This window comes from Rhizobium sp. PEPV16, assembly GCF_008919455.1.
Lineage (GTDB): Bacteria > Pseudomonadota > Alphaproteobacteria > Rhizobiales > Rhizobiaceae > Rhizobium > Rhizobium leguminosarum_Q.
This window is the reverse complement of the sequence record NZ_VSZV01000330.1, coordinates 1-15,863: the sequence shown is the minus strand read 5'-3', so window position 1 is coordinate 15,863 and position 15,863 is coordinate 1. Positions and strand designations below refer to the sequence as shown.

The following is a 15,863-nucleotide window of genomic DNA, read 5'->3' as shown; positions in this document are numbered from 1 at the left end:
TGTTTTGGGTTCTGCCCAAGGCGTCCGAGCCCAGTTCTGATGATCCCATGGATGGCCTAGCCGGCCGGATATGGGTGAAGGACTGGAGGTAGGAAGGAAGCTTGTCGCTCTGGGTCGTTGTTGTTTGCTGTCTTTAGGGATGAGCATCTGACGGACGACTTGATTACCGTTGCCTGACCGCGCGGTATCGGATCATATCTCGAGAAGCTGGTCTTAAGACAGGCTGCAAGCGAGCTGCTCGGCGTAGCTCCAATAAAGCAGACCTGTCGAACACGTTAATGGCATTGTTGGATTGACTGGGTTGTAAAAGGTAACCCGGTCTGTTGCCGTTCCTTAGGAACGGGCAACGAGACGATGAGCATTGGCAATGAGAACGATTAAGTGTCGTAAGGGCATTTGGTGGATGCCTTGGCATGCACAGGCGATGAAGGACGTGATACGCTGCGAAAAGCCGTGGGGAGCTGCGAATGAGCTTTGATCCATGGATCTCCGAATGGGGCAACCCACCTTAAATGCTTGGGAAATCTGATGCGCCGGTGGCGCATGAGCGAATAGGATTTAGCGAATAGCGAATAGAATTCAAAAACTATTCGCTATTGGCTATTCGCTGCGTCGAAGACGCCTCAGGTTTCCAAGCATTGTGATAAGGTATCTACACCTGAATACATAGGGTGTAAGAAGCGAACGCAGGGAACTGAAACATCTAAGTACCTGCAGGAAAGGACATCAACCGAGACTCCGCAAGTAGTGGCGAGCGAACGCGGACCAGGCCAGTGGCAATTGTGATTAAAGTGGAACGCTCTGGAAAGTGCGGCCGTAGTGGGTGACAGCCCCGTACGCGTAGATATCATGATTGTCCTAGAGTAGGGCGGGACACGAGAAATCCTGTCTGAACATGGGGAGACCACTCTCCAAGCCTAAGTACTCGTGCATGACCGATAGCGAACAAGTACCGTGAGGGAAAGGTGAAAAGCACCCCGACAAGGGGAGTGAAATAGAACCTGAAACCGGATGCCTACAAACAGTCGGAGCCCGCAAGGGTGACGGCGTACCTTTTGTATAATGGGTCAACGACTTAGTGTAACAAGCAAGCTTAAGCCGGTAGGTGTAGGCGCAGCGAAAGCGAGTCTGAATAGGGCGATTTAGTTTGTTGCATTAGACCCGAAACCGAGTGATCTAGCCATGAGCAGGTTGAAGGTTGGGTAACACCAACTGGAGGACCGAACCCGCATCTGTTGCAATAGATTGGGATGACTTGTGGCTAGGGGTGAAAGGCCAATCAAACTCGGAAATAGCTGGTTCTCCGCGAAATCTATTTAGGTAGAGCGTCGAGCGAATACCCCCGGGGGTAGAGCACTGGATGGGCTATGGGGACTCACCGTCTTACTGATCCTAACCAAACTCCGAATACCGGGGAGTACTACTCGGCAGACACACGGCGGGTGCTAACGTCCGTCGTGAAAAGGGCAACAACCCTAACCTCCAGCTAAGGTCCCCAAGTCATGGCTAAGTGGGAAAGGATGTGAGGATCCCAAAACAACCAGGATGTTGGCTTAGAAGCAGCCATCATTTAAAGAAAGCGTAACAGCTCACTGGTCTAAATAAGGGTCTTTGCGCCGAAAATGTAACGGGGCTGAAGCCATGCACCGAAGCTGAGGATTTGCGAGTAATCGCAAGTGGTAGCGGAGCGTTCCGTAAGCTGATGAAGGGAGACCCGTGAGGGCTCCTGGAGGTATCGGAAGTGCGAATGTTGACATGAGTAACGATAAAGAGGGTGAGAGACCCTCTCGCCGAAAGACCAAGGGTTCCTGCTTAAAGTTAATCTGAGCAGGGTTAGCCGGCCCCTAAGGCGAGGCAGAAATGCGTAGTCGATGGGAACCACGTTAATATTCGTGGGCCTGGTGGTAGTGACGGATTGCACAAGTTGTTCATTCTAATTGGATTGGATGGGCAGCGGAGCGGTTCCAGGAAATAGCTCCACCGTATAGACCGTACCCGAAACCGACACAGGTGGTCAGGTAGAGTATACCAAGGCGCTTGAGAGAACTATGTTGAAGGAACTCGGCAAATTGCACGCGTAACTTCGGAAGAAGCGTGACCCCATGCTAGGCAACTATTATGGGGTGGCACAGACCAGGGGGTAGCGACTGTTTATCAAAAACACAGGGCTCTGCGAAGTCGCAAGACGACGTATAGGGTCTGACGCCTGCCCGGTGCTGGAAGGTTAAGAGGAGAGGTGCAAGCTTTGAATCGAAGCCCCAGTAAACGGCGGCCGTAACTATAACGGTCCTAAGGTAGCGAAATTCCTTGTCGGGTAAGTTCCGACCTGCACGAATGGCGTAACGACTTCCCCGCTGTCTCCAACATAGACTCAGTGAAATTGAATTCCCCGTGAAGATGCGGGGTTCCTGCGGTCAGACGGAAAGACCCCGTGCACCTTTACTATAGCTTTACACTGGCATTCGTGTCGGCATGTGTAGGATAGGTGGTAGGCTTTGAAGCGGGGACGCCAGTTTCCGTGGAGCCATCCTTGAAATACCACCCTTATCGTCATGGATGTCTAACCGCGGCCCGTTATCCGGGTCCGGGACAGTGTATGGTGGGTAGTTTGACTGGGGCGGTCGCCTCCGAAAGAGTAACGGAGGCGCGCGATGGTGGGCTCAGACCGGTCGGAAATCGGTCGTCGAGTGCAATGGCATAAGCCCGCCTGACTGCGAGACTGACAAGTCGAGCAGAGACGAAAGTCGGTCATAGTGATCCGGTGGTCCCGCGTGGAAGGGCCATCGCTCAACGGATAAAAGGTACGCCGGGGATAACAGGCTGATGACCCCCAAGAGTCCATATCGACGGGGTTGTTTGGCACCTCGATGTCGGCTCATCGCATCCTGGGGCTGGAGCAGGTCCCAAGGGTTTGGCTGTTCGCCAATTAAAGCGGTACGTGAGCTGGGTTCAGAACGTCGTGAGACAGTTCGGTCCCTATCTGCCGTGGGTGTAGGAATATTGACAGGATCTGTCCCTAGTACGAGAGGACCGGGATGGACATATCTCTGGTGGACCTGTTGTCCTGCCAAGGGCATAGCAGGGTAGCTACATATGGACGGGATAACCGCTGAAGGCATCTAAGCGGGAAACCCACCTGAAAACGAGTATTCCCTATCAGAGCCGTGGAAGACGACCACGTTGATAGGCCGGGTGTGGAAGTGCGGCAACGCATGAAGCTTACCGGTACTAATAGCTCGATTGGCTTGATCGTTCTCATTGACTATGCTCATCTCAAGGCGACCGCAAAGCGGTCGTCCTGACCCGGCGAAGGCTTTGCCTTCGTCCGGTTCGATGATCCAGACCTTTGTCCTCACGCGCCAATGGCGCTGCGGACGGCGCGCCAAACGATTGGCGACGGCCTCTGGCCTGTATGGGTGCCACAAGCACCCGCAGCCGGAAAAGGTTCCAAAGACGTGTTCAAAACCAGCGAAAGAGAAGAAAATAGCCCTATTCGCTATTCGCTACTCCCTATTCGCTCCAAACCCAGCTTCTCAAAACAACAAAGTTGCGCTTTGCCGACCTGGTGGTTATGGCGGGGTGGCTGCACCCGTTCCCTTTCCGAACACGGCCGTGAAACGCCCCTGCGCCCATGGTACTTCGTCTTAAGACGCGGGAGAGTAGGTCGCTGCCAGGTCTGCAAAACGCAACTATGTAAAACAATCTTCTCATTCACAGCCAACGGCCCAAAGCCGAAACAAAGGGCCGCTCACAAAGCGGCCTTTTGTGTTATAATACCGAAGCAAATCTCAAAGATTTGCACATGGCGCGGGGTGGAGCAGCCCGGTAGCTCGTCAGGCTCATAACCTGAAGGCCGCAGGTTCAAATCCTGCCCCCGCAACCAATACACAAAAGCCCGCCTCGTGCGGGCTTTTGTGTATCTCGTAACGGGTCGAGGGTTTAATGCCTAATCAGGGGCCCGCAAAAAGGCGTAGCCGACGCAGCGGGACAGAAAACAACAAATCCTGCCCCCGCAACCAAACCTTCCCATAGATACTCCCAAGCCCCTGTCATGCAGGGGCTTTTTGCGTTGCCAAATGGCGTGGCCACGCGAGATTTGACGTCGGAAACCGCTGCTGCAAGCTAAGCCGCGTTCCGGCAACGGTCGTGAACGTATGCCCGTCGGGTCCGCGGGGCCTTTCTAGTCGGGATACTGCGGCAAGCGAAAGTCCTATGGGCGTATGATCAACTTTCAGGGCAGGAGTACACAGTTGATAAAACAATAATATTCTAATATACGTGGAGCCGGCATTTTAATATTTCCATAACAGCACGCAACGTCCCTCCAATTGGCGGGCGCTGGTTATTCTATTCAGCAAGAGTATTCGATTTCATGAAGTAGATCAGAGATTTATGGGGGATGAATAAATGCGAGAATGGCCATCTTCTTTACTGACGGCTCCGCATGCAAGGTGTCGTCTTCCGTTTGCAGTCTCGGGATTGCCAGCGCTCTTTGTCGTGGTGCTCTTTGCCGGTGTCGCTTCCGCGCAGGCGCCGACTGAAGAGCAGCGCAATGCGATCAGGGCGGAATGCCGCTCCGATTTCATAGCGCAATGTTCAGGGGTGACGCCGGGCGGTATCGAGGCGCTCACTTGTCTGCAGCAGCATAGCGCCACGCTTTCGGCCGGTTGCCGGAAGGCGGTGTCGGCGATAAGCAAACCCAAGTCGACATCCGCGGACCCGGCTCCGGCTGCGCCCGCAACCACTGGGGCGACCAGCCCGGCGCCGGCGACGGGCGCACCGGCGCATCAGCCGACGCAGGCGCAGCGCAACGCCGTCAAATCGGCCTGCCAACGCGATTTCATGGCGCAATGCTCCGGCGTCACGCCGGGCGGCACCGAGGCACTCAGCTGCTTGCAGCAGCACAATGCCGCTCTATCGGCGCCGTGTCAGCAAGCCGTTGCGGCCTTGGGAGGATCAGCGGGGGGAGGATCAGCCGGATCAACCCCGGCCAGCGGCGGTGCCGCGGCGACGGTTGCGACCACTCCTGCTCCTCGAGCCATGATGCCGGCCTTCTCGCCGCGCGAGGAACTGATGATCCTGCGCGAAACCTGCGGATCGGATTTTCAGGCACTGTGTCGCATGGTGCCTTTGGGCGGAGGGCGGGCTATGGCTTGCCTGCGGGACAATCTGCAACGCGTGTCGCCTGCCTGTCATAGGGTGCTGACCTCGGGACTATAGGGTCTGTTCGAAACTTGCTCTGTGAAGAGACCTCAACAGCAACCTGCCTCCGCGCGAAACCGCAGGCGATTGCGCGACAGGCTGTTGCAACAACCTTACTGAACCTTCGATATCTCCGCCTCTGCAACGCCTGCGGTCTTTGTGCGCCCTTTCCAATATTCCTCGAGGCGCTGCAACAGGACGTAGAAAGACGGTACGAAGAGCACGGCGAGGCAGGTCGAGGCGATCATGCCGCTGAAAACCGATATGCCGATCGATTTGCGGGCGGATGCGCCGGCGCCGGTCGCCAGCACGAGCGGCAGGACGCCGAGGATAAAGGCGAAGGATGTCATCAGAATTGGCCGGAAACGCAAGCGGGCGGCCTCGACGGCCGCATCCAGTATTTCCATGCCTTCCGCCCGCCTTTCCCTAGCGTATTCGACGATGAGGATGGCATTCTTCGATGCAAGCGCGATCAGCAGGATAAGGCCGATCTGCGTATAGAGGTTGTTGGCAACGCCGGCTGCCATAAGCGCTGCCACCGTGCCGAGGAGAGCAAGCGGCACGGCGAGAAGGACCGCGAGCGGCAAGATCCAGCTTTCATATTGGCCCGCGAGCACGAAATAGACGAGGAGCATGGCAAGCGCGAAGATGAAATAGATCTGCCCGCCCACGGCCTTCTCCTGATAGGACAGCGCCGTCCATTCGAAGCCTGTGCCCGGCGGCAGTGTCTGATCGGCAATCTGCTCCATGACGTCGAGCGATTGGCCGGAACTGAAGCCGGCAGCAGGCCCGCCAACGATCGTTGCGGATGGGTAGAGATTGTAGAGGCTGATCAGGGAGGGGCCTTGTGTCGTCCTGACATCGACGACCGTGCCGAGCGGCACCATCGTCCCATCGCCGGCTTTGACCTTCAGATTGCGGATGTCTTCGGCGCTGACCCGGAAATCGGAAGCAGCTTGCGCATAGACCTGGAAGGTGCGGCCAAATTTGTTGAACTGGGTGACATAGCTCGATCCGACATAGCCGGAGAGAGCGGAGAAGACCTGGCCCACCGTAATTCCCAGTGTCTCCGCCTTGATCCGATCGACGGAAACGGCAAGTTGCGGCACGTTCGAACGAAAAGGCGTGCTCAGCCTTTGCAGCGACGATTGGGCACTGCCGTTCTTGACGATTGTGTCGGCAAGCGATTGCAGCAGCGGGTAGTCGGAAATGCCGTTCCTGATCTCGACCTGCATGGTAAAGCCGCTGGCATTGCCGACGCCCTGGATCGGAGGCGGTACCACCACCAGCGTCTTGGCGGCGAGCACGCTTTGCAGCGCGCCGTTCAAATGCTGGTAGATCGACAGCAGATCCTGCCCCTTTTGCTTGCCGCGCTCGTCCCAATCCTTCAGCACGACATAGGCGACGCCGGCATTCTGCAGGCTGGCATTGTTGTCGAGAACGGAGATGCCGCTGATGGTCAGCACCTGGTCGACGCCAGGTGTGGCTTCGGCGATCTTGCCGACCTCTTCCATCACCGCGTCGGTGCGCTCCTTCGATGCGCCGTCGGGCAGCTGCGCACTGATCAAAACATAGCCTTGATCCTCGATGGGCAGAAACGCAGTCGGCAGACGGGCGAGCCCCCAGACGGCGACACCGATCAGCGCGAGTGCTGCTATGACCATGATGCCGCTGTGGCGGGTCATCGATCCGATCAGCCCTGCATAGCTGCGTTCACCCCTGTCGTAGACCCTGTTGAAGCCGCGATAGAAGATGTTGCGTTTCTCGGGCGGGACCGGCGGGCGTAGCCAAAGGGCGCATTGCGTCGGTTTCAGCGTGACGGCATTGATGGCGCTGATCAGCGCCGTGGCGGCGATGACGAGGGCGAACTGCCGATAGAGCTGTCCGGTCAGGCCGGGCAGGAAGGCAGCCGGAATGAAAACCGCCATCAGCACCAGCGTGATGCCGATGACCGGGCCGAGCAGTTCCTCCATCGCCTTTTCGGCCGCCTTTCGGCCGGACATGCCCGCTTCGATGTGTCGGGCGACACCTTCAACGATGACAATGGCATCATCGACGACGATGCCGATGGCGAGAACGATGGCAAACAGCGTCGACAGGTTGACGGTAAAGCCCAGTGCCGCCATGGCCGCGAAGGCGCCGATGATGGTGACGGGAACTGTGGTCGCCGGCACGAGCATCGCCCGCCAATCCTGCAGGAAAACGAGAATGACGATGAGAACGAGAACGCCCGCCTCGATCAAGGTGACGTAAACTTCGTCGATGGAAGCGTCGACGAATTTCGTCGTGTCGAACGGCACGTGATATTCGAGGCCCGGCGGGAAGCTCTTCGAGAGCTCCTGCATTTTTGTATTCACCGCCTGCGCCACCGCAATGGCATTCGCCTCCGGCAGCTGAAAAATGCCGATACCGGCTGCCGGCCGGCCGTTCTGCATGAAGGATTGGCTGTAGGTCTGGGCGCCGAGTTCGACGCGGCCGATATCGCGGATGCGGGTGACGCGGCCGCCCTGTCCGCTCTCGACCTTGACGACGATGTTTTCGTAGTCGGCCGCCTCGTTCAATCGGCCATTGACGTTCAGCGTGTATTGGAAGACCTGCCCCTTCGGCACCGGCGGAATGCCGATCTGGCCGGCGGCAACCTCCTGGCTTTGCTGCTGCACGACGCTGACCACATCCTGCGGCGTCAGGCCGCGTGCCTGCAGTAGGTTCGGATCCATCCAGATGCGCATGGCATATTGGCCGGCACCGAAAACGGTGACGTTGCCGACACCCGGCAGGCGAGCGAGGTCATTCTGCAGATTGATGACGGCGTAGTTCGACAGGAAAAGGCTGTCATAGCGGCTATCGGGCGAGGTCAGGCTGACGAAGCCAAGGATCGCCGTCGATTTCTTTTGCGTCGTCACGCCCTGAAGCTGCACCGCTTCGGGAAGCGATGACATCGCAATGGCAACGCGATTTTGCACCAGAACCTGGGCCTGGTCCGGATCGGTTCCAATGGCAAAGGTCACGGTCAGGGAATAAGTGCCGTCGCTGGCGCTTGTCGACTGCATGTAGAGCATGTCCTGCACGCCGTTGACCTGCTGCTCGATCGGCAGCGCGACGGTGTCGACGAGGGTCTGGGCGCTGGCGCCCGGGAAGCGCGTCGTCACCTGCACCGTCGGCGGAACGACGTTCGGATATTGCGCCACAGGCAGCTGGAACAGGGCGACCGCGCCGATGAGCACGAAAACCAATGCCAGAACATTGGCGAGTATCGGTCGCTCGATGAAGAAACGCGAGATCATGCTGTTGTCCTTAGACGTTCAGATGAAGCATGGCGGCGGATTCATTGCGTGGTGGTCTTGGCCTTGGCATCGCCGGTGGCAGCTGCCGGTGGATTCATTTCGATCTTCTCGGGCGTGACCTTGCTGCCGGGGATGGCCTGCTGGATACCTTGGGTTACGACCCAGTCGGCGGGATCGAGGCCGGAGTCGATGACACGGAGCGCACCTTCGCGCTGGCCGGTCTTGACCTGCTTCTGTTCGACGACGTCGTCCTTGCCGAGAACAAGCAGGTAGCTGCCCAGCTGGTTTGTCCCGATGGCGTCATCGCGCACCAGCAAAGCCTTGTCGCTATGGCCGACCGGCACCCGAACCCGCACGAAGAGACCGGGCAGCATGGCATGGTCCTTGTTGTCGAACAGGGCGCGCACCTGAAGCGTGCCTGTGGAGGCATCGAGCTGCGGCGAGACGTAATCGAGATGTCCCTTATGCGGGTAGCCTTCCTCGGTCTGCAGGCCGAGCTCCGCCGGAATGCTTGGAAGGTCCGTCTGCTTGAAGGTGCGCCCCTGCCTTGCCAGGGTTTCCTTGATCATCAGCACCTGGGTTTCGCTAACGTTGAAATAGGCATAAAGCGGATCTGTCTGAACGATGCTGGCGAGTTTGGTGGGACCGGATACGCCGACAAGAGCGCCGATATCGACGAGGTGATCGGTGACTGTGCCGTCGAAGGGGGCAAACACCTCCGTATATCCGAGGTTGATCGTCGCGAGATCGAGATTGGCCTGGGCATTGAGGATGGACGCATTCGCCTCGTCGAGCGTCGCCTTGGCGCTGTCGACCGCGGTCTGCGTTGTGACCTGTTGCCTCGATAGATTGAGCTGCCGGTCGTATTCCTGCTGTGCGCCGACCTGAGACGCATGTTGCGAGGCAAGGGATGCCTTCGCCTGATCCAGTTGCGCCTGATAGGTGTTGCGCTCAATTCCGAAGAGCTTGGTGCCCTTCATCACCGTCATGCCGTCCTGGTAGTCGATCGATTGGACGTAGCCTTGGACGCGCGCCTCGATATCAACTGAGTTGAGCGGCACCGTATTGCCGGTGAGTTCAAAATAGAGCGTCACCGGTTGCTGGATCGGCTGGGCGACCCGAACCGGAGGTGGAGGAGGGGCGACGTAAGTATTGCCGCTTTTCTCACAGCCAGCGAGAATTGCCATGCCGGCGAGCACCACAGACAGGTGCAGACCCTGATACAATCTCACACGCATTGCCGCCGCCCCGATGTTTACGAGCTCTTTCAAAGGCATACAGCGTCATTTGCGCGTCTGAAAAAGACGCGCGGCGCTGTAGTCTTCATGCATGCCTCGGTGGAGACGACCCCTCTCCGAAAAGTTCCGGGCATGCGATATTATGTCGCGGCATTGCTAAAAATTGCAATAGCTGTTGGTGCGCAATTCAACTGCGAGTTCGTCCTCGATGGATGCCATGACGCGGCTACGGTTTCCCGAGCCGTTCGATGGCAGATTGTAATGGTGCGTCCGAAACGCGGATCAGCCCGAGATACGGGTTCGCCATGTCCGAAACCAGGAAGATGGCGCCGGCGACGGATAGGGCGCAGACGAGCAGAATTGACAGCACCGTCAGATTGGCCGGCGCCTGCAGCCCGAAGGTCGCAAAGAGCAGCGAGAGCCAACAGACGAGAACGGTGACAAAGGCCCATGGCAGACCCTCTTCTCCGGATTCGACCAGCAGCCAGTGGGCCTCGGCCATCATGCCGCTCACCTCAACAGCACGCGCTTGGAGAGAGTGCTGCACGGCACCCCTCGGCAACAGGGATCGAAGGACGGCCTGAACCGCCTCGATATCCTGATATTCCCCCGGCGCATTGCCGAATGTTTCGTCGGTGGTCTCAGCAGTCCAGCCGCGGCTCAGCCGTCTCTCTATGAGTTCACGCAGCAATTGACGCGCTTTGTCGGTTTCCGGCCCGTATTGCGCCATCACGCGGTCAAGCAGGAGTACCCGTGCCGCGGCCGTTCTCATCTCCACTTCGGCATTGTCATAGGACGACTTGGCGGATGCAATCAGAAGGCCGAGCGTCAGAGCCGACAGCGTTCCCACCACCGCGGTCGCCAGCCTGATGACGTCCTTGGATTCTGCATTGAGATGGTGATCCGGCAAACGGCCGCGCACCACCAATCCTATCGATGTTGCCATCGACAGAAAAACAAAGACAAGCCCGCCAACCAACAGTGAGCCCAAGTCCGGCCTCCGTATCGCCACGTAAGTCCTGCAGCCACCCTGCAAGCTGTGCAATAGCTCCCGTCATCATAGCGGAAGACGGACCAAGCGCGGAACTCTTAACTTCCAGATCTTGTGCGGCCGTAATTGGGCGGATTTCATTGCTGGAAAATGAGCAGCACGTAAGCCAGGAAAAGCACCAGATGGACCGCACCTTGCATGAGATGCGTGCGGCCGCTGGCAAAGGTGATGATGCTGACGGCCAGAGTGAGCAGGAGCATCACCAGATCTCCATGTTCGAGGCCCAGCTTCACCGGGTGCCCGTAAAGACGGCTGATGACAAGCATTGCCGGCACGGTCAGCCCGATCGTTGACAGCACCGAACCAAGGAAGATGTTGACGGAACGCTGAAGATTATTGGCGATGGATGCACGCACGGCGCTGATTGCCTCGGGCGTCGCGACAAGGATGGCCATGACAACACCGCCAAACGCGGTCGGGGCATGCAGGGTTTCGATAATGTAATCGATCGGCCGCGCAAGCTGTTCGACCAGAAAGACGACGGGGCCCATATAGGCTAAAAGCAGAATGGCATGAGGCCAAACCGGCCCGCGGGGAGGAGCATGTTCACCATGATGCTCGTGGCGATTGCTGTCGTCGGCGAAATAGTCCCGATGGCGGCCGGCCTGAAGAAACAGAAACGTAGCGTAAAGACCGACCGATATTATACCCAGTATCAGTTGTCTCGGTGCGGATGGATGCTGTCCGTCCGGGCCTGCAAGAAATGTCGGCATCACCAGGCTCAGGGTCGCCAGCGGCACGATGACCCCGAGATAAGCGTTGGCGCCCTGCAGGTTATGCTGCTGTTCCGGTCGCCGCCATGCGCCCAGCAGCAAGGACAGGCCGACCATGCCGTTCAGGATGATCATGACGACTGCGAACAGCGTGTCGCGCGCGAGCGTGGGATTGTTCTCGCCGTGAAGCATGACGGCTGATATTGCCATCACCTCGATCGAGGTGATGGCAAGCGTCAGAATAAGCGTGCCGTAGGGCTCCTTCAGCCGCTCAGCCAAATGATCCGCGTGCCGCACGACCGACAGTGCGGAGCCGAGGACGACGGCAAACAGCCAGACGAAAACGACACTGAACCATAGCGGATCGGCAAGCCGGCCGAAGAGCTGCTCCTGGAAGGCAAGAAACGCTAAGCTCGTCACGACGCTGACGCCCAGGAACCATTCCTCGCGTATCAGGCTGCTTGGGCCGACAGCGCGCAATGCCGGACCGTCCGTCATCGAAACCACCCGCCTTCTAGCAAATGCCGGCGCAATGCGATCATCAACACCATGGTGTCCGTCCGCTGTTCTTTTGCCTGTCCCATGAGCAGGCACAGACGACGCTGCCTCAAGGCGAACCGAAGCTCAAGTCAGATCGTAAATCACTGATTAAAACTTGTAGGGCTCTGTCGTTCATCACCCACGGATCTCGACAAGGGAGCAGTCGCCGACGGTCGATCACGCCGCGCCTTGGGTTATTCGCGGCCGGTCGCCGGGATTGCCGCGCCGGTGACGACGGCTGCGGCCGGCGAAATCAGGAAGGCGATGAGGCGGGCTATCGATTGCGGCGATACCCAACCGTCCGTCTTCGCATCGGGCATGGCTGCGCGGTTCTCAGGCGTGTCGATCGTCCCGGGCAGGATGCAGTTGGCGGTGATGCGATCGTCGCGGCATTCGGCGGCGATCGCCTCGGTCAGCCGGATGACGGCGGCTTTCGAGGCGGCGTAAGCGGCCTGCTTGGCGCCGGCCTTCAGGCCGGGCGCGGCGGCGATATGAACGATGCGGCCGTAGCCTGCCGCCTTCATGGTCGGGAGAACCGCGGCGCTGATTGTCAGCGCAGTGCGGGCGTTTGCGGTCATCATCGTCTCCCACTGCGCGGGCGCCTCCGGCCCGACCGGTCCCATCTGGAAACCGCCGACGGTGTTGACCAATGCGCTGACGCCGCCAAAGCGCTTGACGGCTCGGGCGACGGCGGCGGCGCAGGAAGCATAATCAGTGAGATCCGTTCCCGCGATCGACAGAAACTCCGTGGAGGCAGGAAGATCGCCGGCCAAGGCTTCCAGCTCACTGCTCGAACGGTTCATGCAGACGAGTTTCGCGCCGGCGCTGGCAAGCTCGCGGACAACGGCGCTGCCGAGGTTGCCGCCGGCTCCCGTGACGATCACGGCTTTCTGGTCTTTCATGGCAATCGATCTCCTGAGGGTGCCTGCTGCTGGGTGATGCCACCCATTGTTGATCCAGGCTGCGCGGCAGCGCAAGTCTGCCGCAGGAGCAATTCCGTTCGTCATTGGCCGATGGTCCTATCGGGCCAGACTTCAGTGATATTTCGCCGGATCGGGTCCGAGGGTAAAGGGTCGCGTCGAGCCCGGAGATCTGACGGTTGACATCAGCCGGACCGAAGCGGCCAGAAGGTGCCGTGGGATCAAACCGACCTGACCTTCACATCAGGCACTGCGCAGGCCTCGCCGCCGCCGAAGAGGCGGGAGCGGGTCAGGAAGCGCTTCTCGCGGCCATTGTCGAGCGAGAACATGCCGCCGCGGCCGGGCACGACGTCGATGATCAGCTGCGTATGCTTCCATGCCTCGAACTGGCTGGCGCTGATATAGACAGGCACGCCGCCGATCTCGCCGAGCTTGACGTCGCTGTCGCCGATCATGAATTCGTTCGCCGGATAACACATCGGCGAGGAGCCGTCGCAGCAGCCGCCGGACTGGTGGAAGAGGATATCGGGATGATCCCGCTGGATTTCCAAGATCAAATCGAGGGCTGCGTCGGTGGCGAGAACACGCGGTTCGCCGTTGACAGGGGTTTCCATCATTCTTACTCCAAGGTTTCGGGAGGAGAATTCCCCTCCCCAACCCCTCCCCACAAGGGGGAGGGACTTATAATGCCGCTCCGACAGCTCACCTCGCTGAAGTTTCGGCAAGAAGATACGTTTTTGACGAGGCAGTTCAATGGGTTAAGCCCCTTCCCCTTGTGGGGAGGGGTGGGGGAGGGGTTTGAGACCCTCCCGCCATGCCGAAGCATCTCAGAAGAAGCCGAGGGCCTTCGGGCTGTAGCTCACCAACATGTTCTTGGTCTGCTGGTAGTGGTCGAGCATCATCTTGTGGGTTTCACGGCCGATGCCCGACTGCTTATAGCCGCCGAAGGCGGCATGGGCCGGGTAGGCGTGGTAGCAGTTGGTCCAGACGCGGCCAGCCTGGATCTCGCGGCCGAAACGGTAGCAGCGATTGGCGTCGCGGCTCCAGACACCGGCGCCGAGGCCGTAGAGCGTGTCGTTGGCGATTTCGAGCGCTTCCTTCTCGTTCTTGAAGGTCGTGACCGAAACCACAGGTCCGAAGATTTCTTCCTGGAACACACGCATCTTGTTGTGACCCCTGAAGATCGTCGGCTTGACATAATAGCCGTTCGCCAACTCGCCGCCGAGATCGTTGCGCGAGCCGCCGGTCAACACTTCCGCGCCTTCCTGCTTGCCGATATCGAGATAGGCGAGGATCTTTTCCAGCTGCTCGGTCGAGGCCTGGGCGCCGATCATCGTCGCGCTATCGAGTGGGTTGCCCTGCTTGATCGCCTCAACGCGTTTGACCGCCTTTTCCATGAAGCGGTCGTAGATCGATTCCTGGACGAGGGCGCGGCTCGGGCAGGTGCAGACTTCGCCCTGGTTGAGGGCAAACATCGCAAAACCTTCGAGCGCCTTGTCGAGGAAATCGTCATCCTCGGCCATCACATCGGCGAAGAAGATGTTCGGCGATTTGCCGCCGAGCTCCAGCGTCACCGGAATGAGGTTCTGGCTGGCATATTGCATGATGAGCCGGCCTGTCGTCGTCTCGCCGGTGAAGGCGATCTTGGCGACGCGCGGGCTGGTCGCCAGCGGCTTGCCGGCTTCGAGGCCGAAACCGTTGACGATGTTGAGCACGCCGGGCGGCAGGAGATCGCCAACAATCTCGGCCCAGAGCAGAATCGAGGCCGGGGTCTGCTCGGCGGGCTTCAGTACGACGCAGTTGCCGGCGGCAAGCGCGGGCGCCAGCTTCCAGGTGGCCATCAGGATCGGGAAGTTCCACGGAATGATCTGGCCGACGACGCCGAGCGGCTCATGGAAGTGATAGGCGACGGTATCATGGTCGATTTCGCCGATCGAACCTTCCTGGGCGCGGATGCAGGAGGCGAAGTAGCGGAAGTGGTCGATCGCCAGCGGAATGTCGGCCGCCATGGTTTCGCGGATCGGCTTGCCGTTGTCCCAGGTCTCGGCCTGGGCGAGCAGTTCCAGCTTGTCTTCCATGCGCTGGGCGATCTTCATGAGGATATTGGAGCGCTCGGCAGCGGAGGTGCGGCCCCATTTTTCCTTCGCCGCATGGGCGGCGTCGAGCGCGAGGTTGACGTCCTTTTCATTGGAGCGGGGAATGTCGCAGAGTTTGCCGCCGGTGACGGGCGTCAGGTTTTCGAAGTATTTGCCTTCGACCGGCTCGCGCCATTCGCCGCCGATATAGTTGCCGTATTTCAGCTTGAACGGCGCCTCGACGATTTTCTGATGAAGCATGTCATCCTCCCTTGATGATCCAGGTTCCCAAGCGAACCAGTGGGAGGAAAATGTGCATGTTTTGGCGGAGGGAACAGGGTGGGTCTTCCATACCGCAGCGCACAGTGTCGCAGACCTGCGACAGCATCGGGTGGCGATTGCTCCAGGAGCGGAACCTTTACCGTGATCAGTGGAGATTGAGCTTATTCATCTTCCTGTGCAGCGTGGCGCGGCTGATGCCGAGCGCGATCGCCGCCTGCGAGACATTGCCACCGGCGCGCGACAGTGCCCGCAAGAGTGCCGCCTTCTCTGCCTCGACGATCTCGTCCTGCTGGGAGACGCCAGCCTCGTGCAGGGCATCGGCCGCCGGAATGCCGGCGGCGATACGTTTGTCGTCGAGCTGCAGCGCGATCCGGGCGGCGCGCGTCGCACCGAGCACGAGGTCGTGCCTGTCGACGGCCAGCAGGGCGGCGGCGGAATTGGCGCCAGCCGGGACCATCAGGAAACGAGCGCCAGCAAAGGCCGAGCGGAAAAGGTTGAGCTCGATGCGCATCGCGGCATCGCGTACGGTCTGCGTCAGGATTGCCAGCGTCATCTCGT

General features: G+C 59.2%; 9 protein-coding genes, 1 tRNA gene and 2 rRNA genes. 4 read left to right on the top strand and 8 right to left on the bottom strand.

What is annotated here, in order from left to right; all coding sequences use genetic code 11:
* Positions 1-375 precede the first annotated feature (375 nt).
* From FY112_RS22870 to FY112_RS22855, 4 genes are all read left to right on the top strand, one after another.
* A 23S ribosomal RNA gene (locus FY112_RS22870) occupies positions 376-3,253 on the top strand.
* A gap of 308 nt (positions 3,254-3,561) precedes the next feature.
* Positions 3,562-3,676: ribosomal RNA gene (rrf, locus tag FY112_RS22865) — 5S ribosomal RNA — on the top strand.
* Between the two features lie 130 nt (positions 3,677-3,806).
* Positions 3,807-3,883: transfer RNA gene (locus FY112_RS22860), tRNA-Met, on the top strand.
* Between the two features lie 524 nt (positions 3,884-4,407).
* Positions 4,408-5,220, top strand: a complete 813-nt coding sequence (locus tag FY112_RS22855; RefSeq protein ID WP_151519351.1) for a hypothetical protein — start codon at positions 4,408-4,410, stop codon at positions 5,218-5,220.
* Positions 5,221-5,315: 95 nt separating this feature from the next.
* On the opposite strand, the gene FY112_RS22850 is transcribed toward FY112_RS22855, so the two are convergent.
* The 8 genes from FY112_RS22850 to FY112_RS22815 form a co-directional block, all read right to left on the bottom strand.
* Complete coding sequence (locus FY112_RS22850) at positions 5,316-8,486, bottom strand: multidrug efflux RND transporter permease subunit (RefSeq protein ID WP_151519350.1); 3,171 nt, start codon at positions 8,484-8,486, stop codon at positions 5,316-5,318.
* Positions 8,487-8,527: 41 nt separating this feature from the next.
* The gene (locus FY112_RS22845) at positions 8,528-9,724 is read right to left on the bottom strand and encodes an efflux RND transporter periplasmic adaptor subunit (RefSeq protein ID WP_151519349.1); all 1,197 of its coding nucleotides are present in this window, start codon (positions 9,722-9,724) and stop codon (positions 8,528-8,530) included.
* A gap of 226 nt (positions 9,725-9,950) precedes the next feature.
* A complete protein-coding gene (locus tag FY112_RS22840) occupies positions 9,951-10,715 on the bottom strand; it encodes a DUF4239 domain-containing protein (RefSeq protein ID WP_131644665.1) in 765 nt (254 codons plus the stop codon).
* A gap of 137 nt (positions 10,716-10,852) precedes the next feature.
* Positions 10,853-11,986 carry a calcium:proton antiporter gene (locus FY112_RS22835; RefSeq protein WP_131718773.1) on the bottom strand — a complete coding sequence of 378 codons (1,134 nt, stop codon included), beginning with the start codon at positions 11,984-11,986 and terminating at the stop codon, positions 10,853-10,855.
* A 236-nt stretch (positions 11,987-12,222) separates the two neighbouring features.
* On the bottom strand, positions 12,223-12,930 hold the full coding sequence (locus FY112_RS22830; protein ID WP_151519348.1) for an SDR family NAD(P)-dependent oxidoreductase: 708 nt from the start codon (positions 12,928-12,930) through the stop codon (positions 12,223-12,225).
* Between the two features lie 239 nt (positions 12,931-13,169).
* Positions 13,170-13,562: a DUF779 domain-containing protein gene (locus tag FY112_RS22825; RefSeq protein WP_151519365.1), complete on the bottom strand. Its 393-nt coding sequence runs from the start codon at positions 13,560-13,562 to the stop codon at positions 13,170-13,172.
* Between the two features lie 213 nt (positions 13,563-13,775).
* Positions 13,776-15,284, bottom strand: a complete 1,509-nt coding sequence (gene adh / locus FY112_RS22820; protein WP_151519347.1) for an aldehyde dehydrogenase — start codon at positions 15,282-15,284, stop codon at positions 13,776-13,778.
* A 166-nt stretch (positions 15,285-15,450) separates the two neighbouring features.
* Positions 15,451-15,863: helix-turn-helix domain-containing protein (locus FY112_RS22815; RefSeq protein WP_281408495.1), on the bottom strand; the 413-nt coding region annotated here is incomplete at its 5' end.

What these genes read in the sequence shown, in the direction of transcription:
- adh (WP_151519347.1), bottom strand. Translation starts at nt 15,284, where the DNA reads ATGCTTCATCAGAAAATCGTCGAGGCGCCGTTCAAGCTGAAATACGGC.
- FY112_RS22830 (WP_151519348.1), bottom strand. Translation starts at nt 12,930, where the DNA reads ATGAAAGACCAGAAAGCCGTGATCGTCACGGGAGCCGGCGGCAACCTC.
- FY112_RS22855 (WP_151519351.1), top strand. Translation starts at nt 4,408, where the DNA reads ATGCGAGAATGGCCATCTTCTTTACTGACGGCTCCGCATGCAAGGTGT.
- FY112_RS22850 (WP_151519350.1), bottom strand. Translation starts at nt 8,486, where the DNA reads ATGATCTCGCGTTTCTTCATCGAGCGACCGATACTCGCCAATGTTCTG.
- FY112_RS22825 (WP_151519365.1), bottom strand. Translation starts at nt 13,562, where the DNA reads ATGGAAACCCCTGTCAACGGCGAACCGCGTGTTCTCGCCACCGACGCA.
- FY112_RS22845 (WP_151519349.1), bottom strand. Translation starts at nt 9,724, where the DNA reads ATGCGTGTGAGATTGTATCAGGGTCTGCACCTGTCTGTGGTGCTCGCC.
- FY112_RS22835 (WP_131718773.1), bottom strand. Translation starts at nt 11,986, where the DNA reads ATGACGGACGGTCCGGCATTGCGCGCTGTCGGCCCAAGCAGCCTGATA.